Consider the following 20121-nt stretch of genomic DNA (forward strand, 5'->3'; position numbering starts at 1 on the left):
TTGTCTACATGTGGCAATTGGCTATCAAGAAAAAAGCTCACAAGCCGGGAAAGCGATGCGTTGCTGTGGCTCTCGCTCCTGTTAATGTTGGCGGCGTCTATATGGAGAAGAGATATGAGCACTCAAACAACCTTCTGTTTAAGGATGCAAGCGGCCAATGGCGGGGTCAGACCGGACGTTTCAGTCGGGAATCGTGGGAAGGGCTGGAATAGCTGAATGATCGATCACATTCCCTCTTTACTCATCGCCAGCCAGCTCTTAATGGCGACAGTGGCAGGTTTGCTGCTCAACCTGACGCCCTGCGTTTTGCCCGCGATTCCTATTAAGGTCCGGACTATCTTACGAGAGGCGGGCAGCCAACGATCGCACCGCGTGCTGGCCGCATTGGCGTTCACCGCAGGAACACTCGCGTTTTTCTTGACGCTGGGCGGATTGACCGCATTTCTTCAGTGGAGCTGGGGCACTTTGTTTCAGTCCGCGGTGTTCGTTGGTATCCTTGTTGCCTTGCTGGTCGGGTTTGCGGTGGTCACGTGGCTGGATTTGCCCATTCCGATCCCGTCGTTCGCCGCCTCGGCCCATGGCCGGCGTTACTCTGAAGCATTCTTATCGGGGTTATTGAGTGCGGTTTTGGCTGCACCTTGTGCTGGTCCTTTCCTGGGTGGAGTCCTAGCCTTTGCCGTTACCCAGCCGGCGCCGGTAACTATGGGGATATTCGGCAGTATCGGGCTGGGGTTGTCGCTGCCCTACGCGGCACTGATCCTCAAACCCAAGTGGCTGAGCCGGTTGCCCAAGGCGGGGCCCTGGACTCTGGCCATTCGAGAAGGGCTCGCGCTGGTCTTGCTGGCCGCAGCCGTCTTCTTCAGCGCGAGCCTGATGCCCAAAGCGGTTTATCCCTGGCTATGGTGGTCTTGGCTGGCACTGGTGCTGGCCTGGGGTGCTCGCCGTTTCGTCCAGGGTAATGGTACCGTGCGTGTGATCACCACAACGGCGGCAGGCCTTGCCCTTGCGATGACTATGGGATTTGCATCCCCGCTGGACAGCAACGGAGACGAACTCGTCTGGCAACCCTACTCCGCAAAGTTACTGACGGAGACAAAAGCCCGGGGCACACCCTATTTGCTGGAGTTCACCGCCGACTGGTGCATCAACTGTAAGATACTTGAGCGCACGGTCTACCAAGAGCCCTCCGTGGCCAAAGCCGTGCGGCGCACCAAGATGGTGCCTATACAAGTGGACGTGACAGCGAGCAACCCCGAAAAAGATGCGCTATTAACTGCGACCGGTGGGCAGGCCTTACCCTTCGCAGTGGTTATTGACGGTGACGGCACCGTTATCGCCCGTTTCACGGGGCTTTTTGACGCCGACAGCTTGGTCGAAGCTATCAGTCGTACCGAAAACCTACAACCTTAGATACTGGAGATGAATCATGGTGATTCGACATAAAGGATTGCTGGCTGGTGTAGTGGCTTTTCTCCTCGCGATCGCTGCGTTCATGTTGATCGACACCAACGGAAACAACCCCGACGCTGTCCAGACTGAACGAGCCGCTCTTGAAGTCCCGGTTTCGGCCCGAACAGGATTGGCGAATTCCGCTGATAAGGTACGCCTCACTCTTGCGAAAGGCGACGCAGCATTGGCGGGAAAGCCTGGTGAATTCGTTCTGACATTGAACATTGAACCGGGCTGGCACGTGAATGCCAATCCGGCCTCTATGGAGTTCCTGATTCCCACTGTCGTCAATTCTTCAGTCAACGGCCAAGCGCTTGAAATCCCGACGCAGTACCCGCGCGGCCGGGTCAGTGACATTGTGCTGGGTGACACCGCCCTTGAGGTGTATGACGATGGTGCGAGTATTCGGCTGCGGCCCGACGGAAAACAGATTGCCGTGCTGGAAAAGGTAGGCAGGCTCGAAATGATTGTACGGGCGCAGGCCTGCAGTGACGAGGGCGTCTGCCTGGCACCGACTGACATGCCTGTTGCGCTGAATCTGGACGATACCAGCCGACAATAAGTCAGAACGCACTTTGGAAGTGACGCAACTGGGGAATGACTGTGAACAGCTTATTCAGAGTATCCCGATTGCCGTGGTTGCTCTTGGCAGCTCAAGGCCATGCCAGAGTTCATGTCTAGAGATGGGCGAGACTCGCTTCGTTAAACGGCAAACTTACATTGTAATTCGCACATTCCGCATGATGAAGTGGCTTCGGGGAAGTGTCGGCATCCTGTCCCAGATAATCGATAAATCTTGTTGGGGAATCTCGTATTGGAGCGAGCGAGCCAGAAAACGGGCTGCAACGCTCATCAAGGCGCCGGCAACGCCTTCTCCCGGACAGCGATGGTTAACATGCGGGTCGCCTGGTCCTTGCGGGATTGCCTGCCCAGCGCACCGTAACTGTTGAGGGTCAGCCTTTCATTCTTTGACTCGGCCGGCTTCCGCCTTTGGGCTCAGCAAACTGCCCAGGATCAACATGGCGGCGCCGACGACGATACCAATATCCGCCAGGTTAAACGCAGGCCAATGCCAGGACTGCCAGTAAAAATCCAGGTAGTCGATTACATGGCCTCGAAATGCGCGATCGATCAGATTCCCAACTGCCCCGCCCAAGATAAGGCTATAGCCTAGCGCTTCACTGTTGACTCTGGGCTTACGCAATACCAGAGCCAGCACGATTGAAATGACCAAAGCTATGACGATGAAGAAGTAACGCTGCCAACCGCCCGCGTCAGCCAGGAAGCTGAACGCTGCACCGGTATTCCAGAAATGAACCAGATTGAAGAACGGGGTGAAAGGAATCACGGTGCCGACCGGGAGCGAACCCGTAACTGCGCTTTTCATCGCTAGGTCGGCCGAGGCAATGGCCAGCGATAGCATCCACCAGAACCAGGGAGCAGCGAGAAGTGACCTTCTAGGAGACGAGCTCATCGCGTTTCTCCTTGAAGAAGTCGCTGCAGCTCCGGTGAGATGGGCATCGGAGCAAAAGCACTGACCCTGGCGCGCCCGCTGTTTCCGAGCGGCACCCAGATCTTAGAGAACAGCAGGGCCGCTATGATTCGCGGAACTTGGCTGGGCACCTCTCGAAAGTCGCGCAACTGCCAGCCAGCCCTTAGCATCAGCCAATGGCTCTGAGCATGAAGAATAGCCATTCGCTGGCTCAATATGTGGGCTCGCTCCAGCCAAGAGAAAGCCTCGGTTGGCGCCTTTTCACTGAGTGCTTTCCTAGCTTGGAAAAAGGCCTCATCGATGGCAATGCGGAGAGCGGTATTCATCTGGATCTCACTTACGCAGCAGATTGCCTAAGTGAACACCCTATAGCAGCTATAGGGTCAAGCGCTATGGATTCAGGCGACGCGAAAAATGACTTGAAGCCGAAATCATAAAAGAGGTTTGTCGCCCCCCAGCAGGCCAGCAGTTTGTCCGCATGGTCTGCTTTATAGGTTCGATAGCCAGTGTCTTCGCGATTAGGCGGTGGAAGCAGTCCCTGACGTTCATAAAAACGAATCGTCTGAATGTCCACCCCCGCCTGATGTGCAAGTTGGCCGATGCGAATAGTCTGTCCCTTGGTAAAAAGCCAGTATATCCAGGCTTGACCCTATGCCTGCTACATGGTTTTTAATCGGCAGGATCAAGTTCTATAGGAGAAGCTGATCATGAATTCCTGTGAGAAACCCAGTGGCTGTGGCCCCGTGTCGGCAACCACTGAAGCGGCAACCGCGCCTTTGAATGAAGGAGCATGGATCAGCAGTGCCCAAAATGGGTTGCTCTTCAGAAGAACGAATGATTCGGCTCGCGCTGAATGGCTTTCCTGAGCTCAATTCGTTGGCCTTTGATCTAAGCAGCTGACAGGTGCGCGCTTTGCATGACGGTTCGGTTGACCAGATCGCGACCAAGCTAGAATCACTTGGCTTCTTCCTATCCAGATTTGGTGATTGGTACGGTCGCTGGCCTCATCGTACTCAACGGTCCGCGCCGAATCCTGGCATTGAAAGCCTGGCCAACCGGATCGACAGCCACTCCCATTTACCCAAACAGAGGCGCGTAGCTTATGACTGACGTTAAGACGACTGAGATAGAACAGTTGATGGCTGGATTGAACAGAAAAATTGCCGAAGGGAATGCCGCCCAGAGTCGCGATGCAGCTTATGCCGTCTATGTGAAGCTCGCGTCGCTTCGTGAGCAGCTCCCAGCCCTCACAGAAGCCGGGGTGGAGAAGGCCTTGGAGCACGCCAGCCAGAAGGCCTGGCGACTCTATGAGGCTTTTCACCTTGAAGTGCAGTATGACTTGGAATGGGCGAGCAGCCGCAGCTACGAAGACTCTTAGAAATTTGTCCTTGAAGATGAGCAAGCGGCGAATGGGCCACGGGTGAAGCCCGGCCTAAACGAATCCATTGTGCCATGAATGAGGTTTCCACTATGCAGCATCGAACTACCAGATGAGCTGAGTGGAAGTGAAGATGACACTACTCGAGACTGCCAATGAGGGGGCCGCAGACCCTGTCCGTTTAGCTACGCCGCTGGGCCGGGCCATTGGTAATCTGTTCGCCCAGGCCTTGCCGCTACTGGACGGCAACCCACCAGGCTAGCTCAATGTCTTCATTATCGGTGGCGGTGCGGTACATCTATTCACCCATGCGCGTGGCAGTGTTGACATCGATGCAGAGATCGAGGCCGCGTGCTGCGCAAGGACGAGATCATGACCGTTTACACGCCGCCCGAGGGCTACGAGGATAGCGACCATGCTCGGTGGTTTTTTGGCGAATTAGTATATGTTTCATTGTTATAGTGATGTCTTGGCTACTTCGCTGCTCACCAACTGGCGCAGCGGCTCGGGGCCGAACTCGCTGAGCGCACGACCATTGACAAAAAAGGTCGGGGTGCCACGAACCCCAACAGCCATGACGTCCTGCATATCTGTTTCCAGCACGGCGTTGACGCCAGGTGCGTGCATATCCTGGCGGGCCTGCTCGAGATTCAGGCCGACGCGCTCGGCAGCAGCCCATGCCTGTGCCACCTTGGGATCGTCGTGCCAACCGGGCTGGGCCTCCAGCACAGCCTCTAGCACCTGTTCATGGAGGTTTTGCTTGCGCGCCGCCTCAAGCATCCGCGCCACTTCTTCCGAACCCGGATGGAACAGCACATAGCGTAATACCAGACGCACATCTTCCGGATTCTCAGCGAGAATCTGCTTCACATAAGGGTGGAAGGCGCGACATGCCTCGCAGGAAGGATCGAAGAACTCGACTATGGTTACTGGGGCCTGCACCGGACCGAATACCGGCGAGTGGGAGCGGACAAGTTGGCCGCCGCTCTGTTTGGGTTGTGCCGCGGTCTTTTGGGCTGTCGAACCGGGAGCCTCGGCCTGTTGAGGCGACTGCAACTGTGAGGAGGAATAGAAGAATGCGGCGGCAGCAAAGACGGCCAGGATCACGGCACTGATGATCAGGACCACGGAACGGCGATTCATAGAGTTGTTCTCCGACGGATGAGAATGAGCAGAATGGCTATCAGGATAAAGGAGAATAGAGCGATTGCGGGCAGTGGCACTACGCCGAAGAGTGTCATCCCGGATCCCGAGCAGGATGGGCCGGTGGCTGTGCAAGGCTGGATCGGCTGTGGAATCAGCCCTGCATAGAGTAGCGTATGAAAAAATGCCAGCGCCGCACCGATAGTGGTCAGCGGGAGGGCATAGCGCCAAATTGTGAAATCCGAGCGGTAGCAAGCTATGGCCATAATCACTGCCAGCGGAAACATGAATGCACGCTGGAACCAGCACAGCACGCAAGGTGCTTGCCCCATCACTTCGCCAATGAATAGCGCGGACAGGGTCGATACCAGTGCAACCAGCCAGGTTAGCAGCAGGTTCCAGGTCGCCCTCGAAGGTTGGGCATTCATTTCGGTGAGCTCTTGAAGATGACAAACACTTGCGGTAGATCCGCCACCCAGTTGATTCGGGACATCATACTTCCTCTTATCGGCAAGGCTCCTTAGAAGCGTTGCAGGCTTCGCCCAACGGCACACCCAAAGCGAAAAGCAACCAGAAACCCGCTGCGCAACCAGTCTCACCGCTGGGTTAAATCCGTTGTCAATGCTCAGTCCAGACTATGCATTGACAACGTTAAAATTGCTAGGCACACGCTGCGCATTGTCATCCGTCTGTAGTGATCAATTGATTCCGGACACGGTTTTACTACGCCCGCATTAAAAAAATGACACTACGGGGGCAATCTTGACAAACCTTTAAAGGTCGACAATCATCATCACGTACCACGTCGTCCACGTCCGGTAATCGTGGAGCCCTTAGCGCTGTGAAGCGCCACACCCTTTGAGCGGCTGCGCATTCTGAAAAGCCGCCAGCATCCGTGCTGAATGCCCCTGCTAATCAGCTTCATCGCCTGACCTAAAACCGCTGTACCCACCTGCGGGGACGCTCTCCCTGCCGGGAAAAGCCGTCTCCGCTTTCCAGTACGTTTAGAAATCGGAGAATCGCCATGAGCGCTACTCAAACCTCAGAAACCAAGTACTTTGACCTTCACACCACTGGTATCGGTTATCTCAATCGCCTGCGGGAGGTGACTCCGCGTAAGGGAAAACCTTTCATGGCTGTGACCGTCGCCGCTCTGAAGGGATCGGCAGATGCTTGCCTGAAAATCAATATGAAAGATTCCACTCGCCATGATAAGACCTCATCAGTTTAGATGCTTCGAGTGTAGATGTAGGGGGCGGTTCGCGGGAGGGAACGTGTAACAAATTGTGCCATCAAAATGACACTAAAGAGGGTGGTTTTTATCTTGGCGAACGGCGGCTCTAGAAGTTCTACGCAGTCCTGACTTTATTTTCAGTGAGTTACTAACTGCAGCCATGGTGATATCCAGCGTGCTAGAGAATTGACTTAGTCCTGTCATATCGGTTGGCAGCGAGCCGGCTAGCTGTCCGCTCCTGGCCGGCTAGCGACCGTTTCCATCACCGTTCATCCTTGCCTTTCATCACGTGGAGGACAAGCCATGAAAGCCACTGAAACCTATAGCCATCAACCTTGGAACAAGGGCAAGCTGGTCGGGCAGAAAGCCCCGCTGCGACTCAGAGACATTTGGTCCATCCGGGTAAGGCTTCAAATAGCGGATAGACCTCGAGATCTTGCGTTATTCGAGTTAGCCATCGACAGCAAGCTGCGGGCCTGCGATTTAACCAAGCTTCGTGTGCGGGACATCGCACATGGAGACCTTGTGTCGTCTCGGGCCATTGTGATGCAGCAGAAAACCCAGCACCCGGTGCAATTTGAAATCACTGAACAAACCAGGGTGGCGCTGGCGGAATGGATACAGCAGGCAAACCTACGCAGCGAGGATTTCTTATTTCCTAGCCGGTTGCATAGCTCAGATCATCTTTCCACCAGACAGTACGCGCGGATCGTCAAAGTTTGGGTGGCTGCCATTGGGCTTGATCCGGCCCTGTATGGCACTCACACGATGCGTCGCACCAAAGCTTCTCTGATCTACCGCAGAACGAGGAACCTAAGGGCGATCCAGCTTCTTCTCGGCCACAGCAAGCTTGAAAGCACCGTCAGATACCTGGGAATTGAGGTCGATGACGCTTTGGAAATGGCGGAGCAGACGGAGGTCTGACCTTGAATAGCGACGGCTGAAGCTAACCCGTCGCTATTCGGCCAATTGCTGCCGCATCAATGGGCGCCTGTCCGAGTCACACAATTTGATTGGGGCAGACCATACTGGGTCTCTGGCCGAGGCCAAGTATAGAGATCTGAATCCTCAAAGGAGCTTCAATGCATCTGGTAATGCTCGATACATGCGTATGGCTTGATATTTCATCCCAGAAGTCAGAGCTGCCAATGCTCACGGCGATAGAGCATCTAGTTGAGGATGGCGTTATCAAGATCCTGCTGCCCGACTTGGTACGGACCGAGTACGAGCAAAATAAAGACAGGGTGATCGAGGCCACACGCAAACGCCTCGCGAACGAGTTCAGAGTGGTTAAAGGTGTCATTGAGTCGTTTGGCGGCGACGGAAAGGACGTAACGCTTGAGACGTTGGAGGACGTGAATCACCGTCTGCCAATACTTTCAGAAGCCACCGAGGGCACGGTTAAGCGTGTCCTGAGGTTATTCGACACAGCTTTGGTTGTAGCAATAACTGATAAGGCAAAAATTAAAGCAGCTGAGCGCGCAATCGCGAAGAAGGCTCCGTTCCACAAGCAAAAAAACAGTGTTGCCGACGCGGTACTTATTGAGGCGTTCCAAGAGTATCGGCTAGAACACGCAGATGAGTACAACTCCTTTCGGTTCGTCACCCATAATGTCAATGATTTTTCAGCCAAAGACCACCGCTTACCTCACGAAGATTTTGCAGAAATCTTTGATGACCAAACCCATTTCTACAATGCCACAAGCCAGGCCGTAGAGGATCTGCTCGACCTCGAAGAGCTCCACTATGAGTACGACTGGGCTTGGGAGGATCAGACGCGCGGCTTGCAAGAGATCTTGGGGGCAATGGATGAGCTGGTCGATAAAGTTTGGTACAACAGGCATATGAATCGTACCGGGTTTTATGGAGGCCATTTCGTTTAAGTCAGGCCGCCATGGTCTGACCGGATTGTTGCTGGTAGAAGTTTGCCTCAGCTTCTGCCGGGGGTATATACCCAATCGAGCTCAGCAACCGCTGGTGGTTGTACCAGTGAACCCATTTCAAAGTGGCGATTTCCACGGCTTCGCGACTACGCCAGGATTGCCGATAGATCAGCTCCGCTTTGTATAACCCGTTGATGGTTTCAGCCAAAGCGTTGTCATAGCTATCGCCTTTGCTGCCTACAGAGGGCTCTATGCCGGCCTCAGCGAGACGCTCGGTGTATCGGATGGAGACGTATTGGCTACCCCTGTCGCTATGGTGTATCAGGCCGTCCATGCGGCTCGGCTGTCGAGCGTGCAGCGCTTGCTCCAGGGCATCCAGAACGAAGTCTGTTCGCATGCTGTTGCTCACCCGCCAGCCAACGATACGCCGGGCAAATACATCGACCACGAAGGCGACGTAGAGCCAGCCTTGCCACGTTGAAACATAAGTAAAGTCGGACACCCATAGCTGATTGGGTCGATCCGCATGGAACTGGCGTTGGACCCTATCCAGCGGACAAATCGCGTTCTCATTCGGGATGGTGGTGCGGATCACATGACCGCGACGAACGCCCTGCAGGCCCAGTTGACGCATCAGCCGCTGTACCGTGCAGCGAGCAATATCAATGCCCTCACGCTTGAGTTGCTTCCAGACTTTCACGACGCCATAGCACTGCATATTGTCATCCCAGACTCGCTGGATTTTATCGCTCAACAGCTCGTCCTGTTTGGCACGAGCGCTTCGCAGTTCGGGTTGACGGGCTTTGGCTGCATGCACGTAATAACCGGACGGAGCGATCTGGATTACCCGACAGATCGACTCGACTCCGTAGCGGTCACGGTACTCGTCAACGAAGGCGTTCAGGGTTTGTTGCGGCGGTCGAGCTCCGCCTGGGCAAAATACGCACTGGCCAGGCGCAGAATCTCGTTCGCTTTGCGCAGTTCCCGGTTCTCGCGTTCCAGAGCCTTGATGCGTTCTCGTTCCTCGGTCGTCTGGCCGGGGCGGTGGCCAATATCAGTGCGTATCCAGCCATGCAGCGTCTGGGGGACACAGCCGATCTTGGGCGCAATGGATTCGATGGCTGCCCATTCGGAGGGGTAGTCCTTCAGGTTCTCCAGAACCATGCGCACAGCACGTTCACGGACTTCAGGGGAATAGCTATTAGATTTCTTCATGCCTCATTCTCTCAAGAGTTGAGGCCTCCACGAAACCCGGTGCGATTCAATATGAACCGCGCTCACCACATTGAGCAAGGAACTATCAAGCTCATCCCGGAGGGAGCTGAGCGTAATTCCAATGGTGAGATTCACCAACACATCTGGAAAGGTGCGTTGGCCGCTGCTGAGAGGGTGAGAAATCAGTACGAGGACACCGGCCCTTGGGACGATTTTGAGTGGGGCATGCTCAACGGCAAGCTATCCGCGCTCCGCTGGGTACTAGGAGATGAATGGGACATGCTCGATACCTGAAGCAATAGAGGCCCCCTCTGGATCGACATCAAGACAGCTCTGTAAATGACCAATCAGCTTGTCTGTAACACTCTGGATAGCTCCCTCTTCACCATCCTATAAAGGGTTGACTGCTACCGGTCGTGACAGGCCGGTGTCGGCCAAAAGCGGCCGATCTACTCAAGTCACCCTGCTCTTGCCACTTCCTCTTGGCAGCGCTTACGACTGCACACTTAAAAGGCAGTGGGGCAAACAGTGACGTCTGGCTAACCTTGACTCCAGCACACCCGGCACCTACCTGCCACCGCCGAGCACAACAAGGCCAGCTTCGCGAAAGAACCAAGCCTGCCAATACCCACCATCAACAGTGATACGCAGAAAATTACCAGCGCCACGTCGAAGAACATGGTTACGATCAGCAAATTCACAGGGCTTGGCTTCGGTGCAGGCCGATTCCTACCATTTCAGTATCGGCGAGCTTGAGCAGATAACGAGCTGCTTGCTGCCCCGCGTCATTGCAACATAAAGATTTTTTGCATTCATCTTCTCTGGTTCGAGAATGATGGCTACGTCCGCCTCAAGCCCTTTCAACAACAAGGTGCTCCCCACAGACTTAGGGCGCATCGTACGAGGTATATGTCTAAAACGTTCTCGCTCTCGCATCGCCGCAGCGTGGAAAGTCACGGTCCCGTTCACTGCCCGTAGCGCCTTCGAGCACAAGCGCACGATGTCCGGCCGGAAAGCGAAAACACCGTTGGTATCGTAGAAAGCATCCAGCATATCGGCGGCACTTCGATGAGAGGGGGCTCGCAGATAAGCCAGCGCAATCTCTTCGATACGACTGGCGTGCGTCCGCGCCCTCCCTGCATGTAGCGAACGAGTCCGGGCAATTAGCTTTTCTGGTGACAGTCCCGACAGTAAGTTACCAAAATAGCTCACTGCATCGTCCAGAGACAATTGAGCAGAAGGATCAAACGCTGCAGCAAACTTCATGAAATCCACCATGTCATTGGCTTCAACCATTGTCGCACGGGCTCTGCGAGCGGTCTGCCACTGACTACCCTTGTTTCTCGAGTCTGCAATGATGAGAGCTGTGCCTGCAAACTTTCGCTTTGCAGTGGCGAGGCGTGTTTCGTTCATCTGGGCAGCCGACCCTTCAAGGCGAACCCACTCCACCCCTTTTGGAACCTTGGAAAGGTCAATAGAGCCACCAGCTCGACTCAACGATGGACGAACGGAGTTGAGAAGCCAATCACCAACCTCCGGTGCATCTGCATTCTTCCAGCGCCAAGGCTCCGGCTTCCACGTCAAACGGGGGAAAGCAGCAACCACATCTTTTTGCCAATCGACAACGGGGCCGGCAAAGTCAAAGATGACCTGAAGAGGGTCACCTAGGACCACCGTAGGCAGTAAATTAGCAAGCGCGAGAATCATCTCATGCTGCAAACTTCCGCAATCTTGGTACTCGTCCACAATGACCCGCGAGTATGTCGCTGAGACGATCTTATCAGTGTGACCGGCTTTAAGGATGCCCAACGCTGCTTGCCGAATTGCCGCATAGTTTGCGCTGTTTCCTTGTATCCGAAGAACAGCCGGCGCGAGACGCGAGCGCTGGGGAAAGCACTGGACCAAGCGAATGGCCCAGCTATCCAGCGTTGTCACTCGAGCGGCGTCGCCGCGTACGCCGAGCTTTTTCAAACGCTGCTCGAGCGCAGCTCTCCCCGCGTTGGTATGTGTCAGCACAAGGGCAGGCTTGCTGTCTTCACTTCGTAAGAGCGCAGAGGTGATGAGCTGCGTCTTGCCACATCCGGCAGGGGCGCTGACGCTCCCGCGACGGTACGCGAGGATGTCCAATTCAGCGTCACACATCGGACTGCCTGAATAATGCAAAAATCGGCTGTTTTAGCTCTGGCTCGGCGTCCTTTATCCAAGGGCCAATCACTCTTTCTCCCACCAGCTCCATTTTGCTGATGGACTTGAACCAACCTTTACGACCCGGTCCAACTTTGGAATCTTTTGTTGAAAGTTTAGCAGCCTTGCCCAAGAAGGCCCGCTCTTCGTCTTCGTACTGGGCATCTCCGCCGACGAGGCTTAACGCAGTCTCCAAATCGAACTTCTTATTTGAGACCTCTTCCAGAGCACCGCCAACCAACTCCTCTGAGTTGAGCTCAATCGCCAGCTTAATGAGATCGTCCACGCCATAGTCAGGGAGCCACCTGAACAAGGCCTCTTCGAGAGCAAGGGAATCACCCCAAGTACATACCGTGACACCATCAGCTTCAGCCGCCTCTCGTGCCTCTTGTGGTATGACCACATCTGCATCCAAGAACGCTTTGGTTCGGTAGCCCCACTGGGCAAAAATTTGCGCACGCTCTAAGATATGCTTCGGACTCCTTCCTCCGGCATCGACAAACGCAGTTGCATTTGCATATGCAGATTGCTTTCCTTTCGACACCCGGTATCTGTCAATACCTCGAAGGAGCCCAACCTCGCTAGCTCCTTCGCAGACAATCACAGTTCGTGCAAGGAATGCCTCCGGATAGAGACGAGCAGCACCCTGGATTACGTTCTCGCTACTTACCAAACGCATTTGGTGCTGCCCGCCGTCCGCTTTACGAACGATAACGATCTGGTCACCACTGAGTTCTCTCACCGCAACCGCAGAATGTGTTGTCATGAAGACCTGAAGCGGGGCCTCCGTTTCTTTTGACCCGAGAGAGTGCAGTAGACTGATCACGCGATGCGGTTCAAGTCCATGCTCGACCTCATCAACCAGCAAGCAGCTTGCTGCAGATGAAGCTTCCCGGTGAAGAGCTGCCAGTAACAGGCGACTAGACCCTGTACCAAGGTTGCGCAAGGGCACTCCGCCATCAGAATGCAACGTAATCGCCCCGTCTGAAAAGGAAAGCGCCCCCGCATCCAGCAATGCCTGGGCCTTCTCACCAACATCAATGCCCATCTCCCTAGCTTTAGTCGTGACTAGATCAAGCATGTCACCAATGTTGGCTCCAGCCTTATCCCCAAACGCCAACCGAGCCTCTCTTGCCGCCGAGACCAAATCATTGCCAACAGCAAGCTTTTCTTCCGATAACCGCGCCAATACAGAACTTCTGCTCCAAGAAAGATTGGTGCTCGAGTGATTACCAATACGGCTCGGCGCAAGCATTGCTCTTTCCTTCCATTGAAGTTGTCGCTGGTAGGGATCGGACTCTGTCCGCCTTGAGTACAAGGCTCGTTTTGGATCCAGGTCGCTTCCGACTACCAATTGAAACGTCAGAACGACCTCGAGACCATCACCAGGCTCGTCTTCGACACAGCCGCTGGCAGCATTGAAACCACGCAGCACGTCACCGAGACTATCCAAATCCATCAGATGGTCCGGGAGCGCGCCGACCGTCACCCTTATGATGATCGGCTTGGAAACATCCATTCCAAAGAAGTCGGCGTCCGAGAACTCTACATTGCGGCGCACGGACATGCAGACTTCAATTGCATCGAGAATTGAAGTCTTTCCGCTATCCCCAGGCCCGATGAGGCAATTAATACCTTCGCAGGGAGCCCAACTGAGCCGATTGATTCCTCGGAAGTTCTGAATTTCGACATACCGTATTCTTGCCATGCCCAGGCCTCCTGCTATATGGCCAGATATCTATTTGTGAACAGTCTTATCACACACTTCTCCGCCTGCTTGCACGTTCCTTGTGGATAGTTGTTTCCGGGGCTCCTCTTGGAGCCGGCATTCACCAAGGCCAGGCAGAGGCCGAAAACCATGATCACGATCAGGACTAACAGGGCGAACAACTCAGTGTGCGTGAGGTTTTTCAGGTAGGGAGAGGCGATAATCTGCGGGTAAATGGTGTAGCCAACAAGTCCCGCAACAGCGGTAATGCCACAATATTTCACGGCACCGATCCAGAATCCTTCCATGATGCATCCGAAAAGTTTTATCGAATGGCCATCATTACTTATCAAAGGGGGCTCGTAAAGTCACGGCGAACAAAACCCTTGAGGCATCAAGGATATTATTTGCAAGCTCCTCAAGCCCTCCAGGGCTACCAGTGATAGGCAGCTCCTGGCCGTCAGCCGGCAGGCGCAATCGTCAAGTTTCGGCCTAGAGTGCTTAAAACGCCGATCATGAATCGAAACGCGCGTTGCTGTGTAATTTCTAAAAAAGTGCAGCTAGTCTACAGACTAAAAATTCACGTAGAGGCGCGATTTTTGGATCAGCTTTCACCAGATAAGTCGTCCCGGGTGTTTTACACAACTCAGGCCAGAAGCGGAAGTCCGGTTGGGAGTCAGCAAATCGCTACTTCGAGAACTTCCTCGCCCCAGCGACGCAAAAAATCACGGCCACTGTCACACCCAGCATCCCGATGCTCACGCTCTCGTGCAGCAGAGTCGCGGCTAGCGCGAGGCCGAAGAACGGCTGCAACAGCTGCAGCTGCCCAACCGCCGCAATGCCGCCCTGTGCCAGGCCGTGATACCAGAATACAAAGCCGATCAGCATGCTGAACAAGGAGACATATGCGAGACTGATCCAAGCGGGAACTGAGATGCCCCTGAAGCTTGCCGGCAAATTGTACAGCGTCAACGCAGCCATGGTTGGCAACGACAGAACCAGAGCCCAGGAAATCACCTGCCAGCCGCCAAGCACTTTCGACAGCCTGGCTCCTTCGGCATACCCTAGCCCGCAAGCTACTATCGCAAGCAGCATCAGAACATCGCCCTTGGGCGAGGCAGTTAGGCCTCGAGAGACGGCAAAGCCGACGACCAGCAGGCTGCCCAGAATCGAAAAGACCCAGAAGGCCAAACGTGGGCGTTCACCGCCACGCAGTACACCAAAAACCGCAGTGGCAAGAGGCAGCAAGCCGAGGAAGACAATCGAGTGGGCGGAGGTTACGTATTGCAATGCCATCGCCGTCAGCAACGGGAATCCAACAACCACCCCAAACGCAACTACGGATAATGGAATAATCTGGCCACGTGTCGGGCGTTTCTCTCTGAACAGCAGAAGCAGCGCCAGTCCCAGCAGGCCGGCGATGGTCGCGCGCGCGACCGTCAGAAATACCGGATCAAACTCCATAACGGCGACTCGAGTAGCCGGCAGCGAACCGCTGAAGATCAGCACGCCAATAAGTCCGTTGATCCAGCCATTGGCTCTCTTGTCGCTAACCTCTCCGGATAAGTTGATTGTGTCGCTCACGACTAGTACCTCGCTGCTGGGATGTTAAAGAAGCGTATAATCGGATTAGCAATACAATCAAAAAATTGTACTGGATACGCTCTTCATGCCACGGTTCCGCTACAAAGTCGTTGTCGATACCCTTGCCGCCGACATCCGCGCCGGCAAGCTCCCGCCCGGTGCTCAACTGCCAACCCACCGCGAGCTGGCGAAGCAGAAAGGAATTGCGCTGGTAACAGCCAGCCGCATTTACGCCGAACTCGAAAAAATGGGGCTGGTGAGCGGCGAGACAGGACGCGGCACTTTCGTTCGCGAGACGTCCCTGCCGCAAGGTCACGGCATCGACCAGCAGGATGTCGCCGCCGGGATGATCGATCTCAACTTCAACTACCCCTCCCTCCCCGGGCAGGCCGATCTCCTGCGCATGGCGCTTCGGCAACTAGCTCTGTCAGGTGACCTCGAGTCCCTCCTGCGCTATCAGCCCCATGGCGGCCGGATGCATGAGCGCGCAGCGGTGGCGCGCCACCTGGTGGATCGAGGCCTCGTCACCGAACCGACCCGCGTCCTGCTCGTAAATGGCGCTCAGCATGGCTTGACAGTGACTCTGATGGGGTTGTTCAGGCCGGGGGACATCATCGCTGCAGACTCATTGACCTATCCGGGTTTCAAGGTTCTAGCCAAGACCCTGCACCTTGAGCTTGTCGCACTACCCTCCTCGGAAAGCGGCCCCGACCTCGGCGCTCTGGAACGTCTCTGCACGAGCAGGCCTGTACGTGCGATCTATACGATGCCGACCCTACATAACCCTCTTGGTTGGGTAATGCAGTTGAGCGAGCGAGAGCGCCTGGTATCCATCGCCAGAAAACATGACCTGATGATCATCGAGGATGCAGCCTATGCCTATCTGGTCGAGACCGCCCCGCCGCCTGTCACACAGCTGGCCCCGGAGCGCACGGTGTATGTCTCTGGGTTTTCGAAGAGCGTCGCGACGGGGCTACGGGTTGGCTTCGTCGCGGCTCCATCCCAGCTGATTGCAAGCCTGGAACGGGCGATTCGCTCCACCACCTGGAATACCCCCGGCATCCTCACCGCTATCATCACAGCGTGGCTGGATGACGGCACGGTTGCTAGGTTGGAAATAGAAAAGCGTCGGGATGCGCAGGCACGGCAAGCAATGGCGGCAGAAACGCTCAGTGACATTCGCTACGTGAGCCATCCGTCTTCTTACTTCCTGTGGCTTCCCTTGGCTGAAGAAGCACGCGCCGATCGGATCACGATGGCGCTTATGCAGGAGCAGATATCCGTTTCTACGGCAGAGCCCTTCGCCATTTCGCTACATGTGCCCCACGCGATCCGGCTGGCACTCGGCTCGGTCGACATGCGGGCGTTGGAGTCCGCCCTGCAGCAGGTGGCGTCGGTTGTCGGCTTTCATTCGTGACTTCCTAGCCAAACATGATCTATACGAATGACTGCTTCTGGCCGATTCCGGACGACGATGATCGACTGCGGTGACAGGCAGTTATTCGCACAGTGGCTCTAGCAGATCAATTACGCTCTCAAACCGAGGCTAGGTGGGCTAGTGACTCCCCTGACGTTTAAGCTCATACGCGGTGGGTTGGCGTGGCAGACACCGGTAGGAATAAAGCAGTGCTGGGCATCGGGGGAGGTTCCAAAGCCGCCGTGATGGGTAGAATTCGCGACGGTTTCTGTCTGCCGATCACAGATAGGGCGGCTAGGTTGGTCATCCGACAAATATCTGCCCACCTTAACCTCCGTCGGCGGTCGGCCTTGTATAGGTGTGGATCGTGAGCAGTTTGTTTGAGTGGACGACCGCTGCAGTCGTCTATTTCAATGGTTTTGATGAATTACACCCTGATTATCCAAGGAGGTGTAATTGGCGCCCCACTCCAACCGGAGTAGGTAGGTTCGTTTCGGTAGATGTCCACACTAACCACTTTCAGGGGTAGCTTCGGCTGTGATGGGTCGTTAGCAATCTTGACGAGAATAGGGGTAAGAGATAAAAACGGCATAAGGGCGTGTATAACTGACAGATGTAGTCTCGGGCAGTATGTGGGTCTCATAAAAATCTTTTTTGGAGAGCAGCGATGAAGATTCGTGGGCGTATCGAAGTTGAGACCGTCACCGATGTTTTGTGTGATTGAATCGCACCGGGTTTCGTGGAGGCCTCAACTCTTGAGAGAATGAGGCATGAAGAAATCTAATAGCTATTCCCCTGAAGTCCGTGAACGTGCTGTGCGCATGGTTCTGGAGAACCTGAAGGACTACCCCTCCGAATGGGCAGCCATCGAATCCATTGCGCCCAAGATCGGCTGTGTCCCCCAGACGCTGCATGGCTGGATACGCACTGATATTGGCCACCGCCCCGGCCAGACGACCGAGGAACGAGAACGCATCAAGGCTCTGGAACGCGAGAACCGGGAACTGCGCAAAGCGAACGAGATTCTGCGCCTGGCCAGTGCGTATTTTGCCCAGGCGGAGCTCGACCGCCGCAACAAACCCTGAACGCCTTCGTTGACGAGTACCGTGACCGCTACGGAGTCGAGTCGATCTGTCGGGTAATCCAGATCGCTCCGTCCGGTTATTACGTGCATGCAGCCAAAGCCCGTCAACCCGAACTGCGAAGCGCTCGTGCCAAACAGGACGAGCTGTTGAGCGATAAAATCCAGCGAGTCTGGGATGACAATATGCAGTGCTATGGCGTCGTGAAAGTCTGGAAGCAACTCAAGCGTGAGGGCATTGATATTGCTCGCTGCACGGTACAGCGGCTGATGCGTCAACTGGGCCTGCAGGGCGTTCGTCGCGGTCATGTGATCCGCACCACCATCCCGAATGAGAACGCGATTTGTCCGCTGGATAGGGTCCAACGCCAGTTCCATGCGGATCGACCCAATCAGCTATGGGTGTCCGACTTTACTTATGTTTCAACGTGGCAAGGCTGGCTCTACGTCGCCTTCGTGGTCGATGTATTTGCCCGGCGTATCGTTGGCTGGCGGGTGAGCAACAGCATGCGAACAGACTTCGTTCTGGATGCCCTGGAGCAAGCGCTGCACGCTCGACAGCCGAGCCGCATGGACGGCCTGATACACCATAGCGACAGGGGTAGCCAATACGTCTCCATCCGATACACCGAGCGTCTCGCTGAGGCCGGCATAGAGCCCTCTGTAGGCAGCAAAGGCGATAGCTATGACAACGCTTTGGCTGAAACCATCAACGGGTTATACAAAGCGGAGCTGATCTATCGGCAATCCTGGCGTAGTCGCGAAGCCGTGGAAATCGCCACTTTGAAATGGGTTCACTGGTACAACCACCAGCGGTTGCTGAGCTCGATTGGGTATATACCCCCGGCAGAAGCTGAGGCAAACTTCTACCAGCAACAATCCGGTCAGACCATGGCGGCCTGACTTAAACGAAATGGCCTCCATAAAACCCGGTACGATTCAGAGCTTCATTACCGGCAGGTGTTGGGGAGAGTCCTCAGAAGAACGTCTAAGATCGATGAGCAGGCTTGGCTATTCATGCTGGCTGAACCGACCTTGCGGAGCTATGCAGAGCGGATAGCAGAAGATCTGCCGGACGACCTCGCGGTTTTGAATCAGCTGCAGCTGAAGGCCACTTCAATCGAAGTGCCTTCAGCGCTTGATACAAATGTCAGCGAGGCGGAAGAGAAGGCAAACCGCAAGCTCAACTCGTCAGATTGCAAGCTTGGTTTCGAGCTGGTTGCTGCTTCAGAGGGGCCTACCTATCAAATCAGTTTTTCACGGCATTACCGAGAGCAATTATTGGCTTGTTTTTGAGCGTCATGGTCGTATACGTACGCTGGAGCGGGTATGCTGAATGGAAGCCTTTCGAGCTAGGATGAGGACGGCGTGATGACGACACCTTATGAGCGTAAGCAGAGCTTGATACAGGCCTATGAGTTTTTACAGGAGTTGTCCAAGGATATGGACATTCCTGAGTCAACACGACGCCAGGCTAAAGCTCTGTTGAGGCATTATCCCACGGCTCAAGATATAGAACTGGAAGGTCAGCTGCAGCAGCGCTGCAGCGAAGAGCTGGCTTTAGTGGCAGATAAGCATGGGCCATTGCATCCAATTCTGGTCAGCAGGATAGCGTTTGGATCCATGCTTTGAGATGGGGCGTGCTTTCAGGAGTACGTAGGCATTCAAAGATTCGTAGGTGCTCGTCAGGGTTAACTCGCCATGCTCATTAATTTTGAGGTTGGCCGGGCCTTAGCAAATTCTTGTTTGGCTGCGTTGCGGTTCCAAGACGCGGTACGCCGGTGATCTTATGGGACGCCATTGCCCCCAGTTACACTTTTATTGGCTTAGCGGGCAGTCAAGCACTCAAGTACCTCTAGCCTCCTAGACTAGATATATCTCATCCTCTCGGTCTGTAGGCGGCATAGCATGAATATAGGCTTGACTGTCCTCCTAAACCTTGAACGCACCTCCCCAAGACCTGTTGGCGAAAACGTTGCACTGCCGTGAACGGCAAAGCTTTCGTCACCTGAATCAAGGTGAAAAATATTCTGGCCAGGCTGACGGAACAGACTGGCTTTTACGCTGGCCTTATCCGTCAGCCATTGCGAAAATTCCGCCGCAATGCGTTTTTGCTGCAACTGGTTCAGCAATCGCACCTCGCCTTCAGATCCGATTAGGGTCTGTAGGGTTGGTACTTCCCATTCGGTTAGCAGAAGCTTGGCTGACTGTAATTTCTTTAGCTCTTGCTTGAGGCTGGCAAAACCATACAGGGTGAACAGGCTGGACAGAACGGACAGCTTGGCCTCATCGGAAAAGTATTTTTTTAGCTCGTTCCCAACGTGACCGCTGGTTTTGTTATCTAGTAGCACCT

The 20121-nt window shown here is 54.8% G+C and carries 20 protein-coding genes, 3 pseudogenes and 2 other annotated features; of the genes and pseudogenes, 12 read left to right on the top strand and 11 right to left on the bottom strand.

What is annotated here, in order from left to right:
* Positions 1-216: 216 nt before the first annotated feature.
* Both BLU11_RS17270 and BLU11_RS17275 read left to right on the top strand, forming a co-directional pair.
* Positions 217-1410, top strand: a complete 1194-nt coding sequence (locus BLU11_RS17270; RefSeq protein ID WP_220469429.1) for a protein-disulfide reductase DsbD family protein — start codon at positions 217-219, stop codon at positions 1408-1410.
* A gap of 16 nt (positions 1411-1426) precedes the next feature.
* Positions 1427-2011, top strand: a complete 585-nt coding sequence (locus tag BLU11_RS17275) for a protein-disulfide reductase DsbD domain-containing protein (RefSeq protein WP_036991839.1) — start codon at positions 1427-1429, stop codon at positions 2009-2011.
* A 399-nt stretch (positions 2012-2410) separates the two neighbouring features.
* On the opposite strand, the gene lspA is transcribed toward BLU11_RS17275, so the two are convergent.
* The 3 genes and pseudogenes from lspA to BLU11_RS17295 form a co-directional block, all read right to left on the bottom strand.
* A complete protein-coding gene (lspA, locus tag BLU11_RS17285; protein WP_036991841.1) occupies positions 2411-2923 on the bottom strand; it encodes a signal peptidase II in 513 nt (170 codons plus the stop codon).
* Positions 2920-3267, bottom strand: coding sequence for a DUF3703 domain-containing protein (locus BLU11_RS17290; RefSeq protein WP_036991842.1), 348 nt, complete (start codon positions 3265-3267; stop codon positions 2920-2922). Before BLU11_RS17290 ends, lspA begins: the two co-directional genes overlap by 4 nt.
* A gap of 140 nt (positions 3268-3407) precedes the next feature.
* Positions 3408-3548: pseudogene (locus BLU11_RS17295) on the bottom strand (MerR family DNA-binding transcriptional regulator); the annotation flags it as partial.
* A 495-nt stretch (positions 3549-4043) separates the two neighbouring features.
* On the opposite strand from BLU11_RS17295, the gene BLU11_RS17305 reads away from it, so the two are divergent.
* A complete protein-coding gene (locus tag BLU11_RS17305) occupies positions 4044-4319 on the top strand; it encodes a hypothetical protein (protein ID WP_036991844.1) in 276 nt (91 codons plus the stop codon).
* Between the two features lie 133 nt (positions 4320-4452).
* Positions 4453-4581, top strand: a complete 129-nt coding sequence (locus tag BLU11_RS19735) for a hypothetical protein (RefSeq protein ID WP_259364921.1) — start codon at positions 4453-4455, stop codon at positions 4579-4581.
* Between the two features lie 194 nt (positions 4582-4775).
* On the opposite strand, the gene BLU11_RS17315 is transcribed toward BLU11_RS19735, so the two are convergent.
* Together BLU11_RS17315 and BLU11_RS17320 are read right to left on the bottom strand one after the other, a co-directional pair.
* Entirely contained in the window at positions 4776-5462 is a 687-nt protein-coding gene (locus BLU11_RS17315; RefSeq protein ID WP_036991847.1) for a DsbA family protein, read from the bottom strand.
* Entirely contained in the window at positions 5459-5890 is a 432-nt protein-coding gene (locus BLU11_RS17320) for a disulfide bond formation protein B (RefSeq protein ID WP_036991849.1), read from the bottom strand. The genes BLU11_RS17315 and BLU11_RS17320 overlap by 4 nt, the downstream gene beginning before the upstream one ends.
* Positions 5891-6486: 596 nt before the next feature.
* On the opposite strand from BLU11_RS17320, the pseudogene BLU11_RS17325 reads away from it, so the two are divergent.
* From BLU11_RS17325 to BLU11_RS17335, 3 genes and pseudogenes are all read left to right on the top strand, one after another.
* Positions 6487-6636, top strand: a pseudogene (locus tag BLU11_RS17325) (DUF3577 domain-containing protein); the annotation flags it as partial.
* A gap of 363 nt (positions 6637-6999) precedes the next feature.
* Complete coding sequence (locus BLU11_RS17330) at positions 7000-7620, top strand: tyrosine-type recombinase/integrase (RefSeq protein ID WP_090275502.1); 621 nt, start codon at positions 7000-7002, stop codon at positions 7618-7620.
* A 158-nt stretch (positions 7621-7778) separates the two neighbouring features.
* The gene (locus tag BLU11_RS17335) at positions 7779-8579 is read left to right on the top strand and encodes a PIN domain-containing protein (protein ID WP_231702229.1); all 801 of its coding nucleotides are present in this window, start codon (positions 7779-7781) and stop codon (positions 8577-8579) included.
* A gap of 1 nt (position 8580) precedes the next feature.
* Here the strand turns inward: BLU11_RS17335 and BLU11_RS17340 are convergent.
* Positions 8581-9794, bottom strand: a protein-coding gene (locus tag BLU11_RS17340; protein ID WP_090272669.1) for an IS3 family transposase whose coding sequence is annotated in 2 segments (ribosomal slippage) — positions 8581-9518 and positions 9518-9794 — 1215 coding nt in all. Because the reading frame shifts where the segments join, the coding sequence is not laid out codon by codon here.
* Positions 9409-9525: a sequence feature (AL1L pseudoknot), on the bottom strand. Its footprint overlaps the gene before it by 117 nt.
* 51 nt (positions 9795-9845) lie before the next feature.
* Here BLU11_RS17340 and BLU11_RS17345 point away from each other — a divergent pair.
* Positions 9846-10088, top strand: a complete 243-nt coding sequence (locus BLU11_RS17345) for a hypothetical protein (protein ID WP_231702230.1) — start codon at positions 9846-9848, stop codon at positions 10086-10088.
* A gap of 435 nt (positions 10089-10523) precedes the next feature.
* On the opposite strand, the gene BLU11_RS17350 is transcribed toward BLU11_RS17345, so the two are convergent.
* The 4 genes from BLU11_RS17350 to BLU11_RS17365 form a co-directional block, all read right to left on the bottom strand.
* The gene (locus BLU11_RS17350; protein ID WP_090275504.1) at positions 10524-11936 is read right to left on the bottom strand and encodes a UvrD-helicase domain-containing protein; all 1413 of its coding nucleotides are present in this window, start codon (positions 11934-11936) and stop codon (positions 10524-10526) included.
* The gene (locus BLU11_RS17355; protein ID WP_090275506.1) at positions 11929-13686 is read right to left on the bottom strand and encodes an ATP-dependent nuclease; all 1758 of its coding nucleotides are present in this window, start codon (positions 13684-13686) and stop codon (positions 11929-11931) included. The genes BLU11_RS17350 and BLU11_RS17355 overlap by 8 nt, the downstream gene beginning before the upstream one ends.
* A gap of 14 nt (positions 13687-13700) precedes the next feature.
* Positions 13701-13994 carry a hypothetical protein gene (locus tag BLU11_RS17360; protein WP_090275508.1) on the bottom strand — a complete coding sequence of 98 codons (294 nt, stop codon included), beginning with the start codon at positions 13992-13994 and terminating at the stop codon, positions 13701-13703.
* Positions 13995-14373: 379 nt separating this feature from the next.
* Positions 14374-15270 carry a DMT family transporter gene (locus BLU11_RS17365; RefSeq protein WP_090275510.1) on the bottom strand — a complete coding sequence of 299 codons (897 nt, stop codon included), beginning with the start codon at positions 15268-15270 and terminating at the stop codon, positions 14374-14376.
* 85 nt (positions 15271-15355) lie between these two features.
* On the opposite strand from BLU11_RS17365, the gene BLU11_RS17370 reads away from it, so the two are divergent.
* The 4 genes and pseudogenes from BLU11_RS17370 to BLU11_RS17385 all read left to right on the top strand — a co-directional run bounded on the left by BLU11_RS17370 (position 15356) and on the right by BLU11_RS17385 (position 19400).
* Complete coding sequence (locus BLU11_RS17370) at positions 15356-16687, top strand: aminotransferase-like domain-containing protein (RefSeq protein ID WP_090275512.1); 1332 nt, start codon at positions 15356-15358, stop codon at positions 16685-16687.
* A 770-nt stretch (positions 16688-17457) separates the two neighbouring features.
* Positions 17458-18671, top strand: a protein-coding gene (locus tag BLU11_RS17375) for an IS3 family transposase (protein WP_090272669.1) whose coding sequence is annotated in 2 segments (ribosomal slippage) — positions 17458-17734 and positions 17734-18671 — 1215 coding nt in all. Because the reading frame shifts where the segments join, the coding sequence is not laid out codon by codon here.
* Positions 17727-17843, top strand: a sequence feature (AL1L pseudoknot). Its footprint overlaps the gene before it by 117 nt.
* A 24-nt stretch (positions 18672-18695) precedes the next feature.
* Positions 18696-18867: pseudogene (locus BLU11_RS19850) on the top strand (diguanylate cyclase); the annotation flags it as partial.
* 272 nt (positions 18868-19139) lie between these two features.
* The gene (locus BLU11_RS17385) at positions 19140-19400 is read left to right on the top strand and encodes a BPSL0761 family protein (RefSeq protein ID WP_090275518.1); all 261 of its coding nucleotides are present in this window, start codon (positions 19140-19142) and stop codon (positions 19398-19400) included.
* A gap of 236 nt (positions 19401-19636) precedes the next feature.
* Here BLU11_RS17385 and BLU11_RS17390 read toward each other — a convergent pair whose 3' ends face one another.
* Entirely contained in the window at positions 19637-20119 is a 483-nt protein-coding gene (locus BLU11_RS17390) for a phospholipase D-like domain-containing protein (protein ID WP_090275520.1), read from the bottom strand.
* Positions 20120-20121: the final 2 nt, after the last annotated feature.

It is taken from the genome of Halopseudomonas litoralis (assembly GCF_900105005.1).
GTDB lineage: Bacteria > Pseudomonadota > Gammaproteobacteria > Pseudomonadales > Pseudomonadaceae > Halopseudomonas > Halopseudomonas litoralis.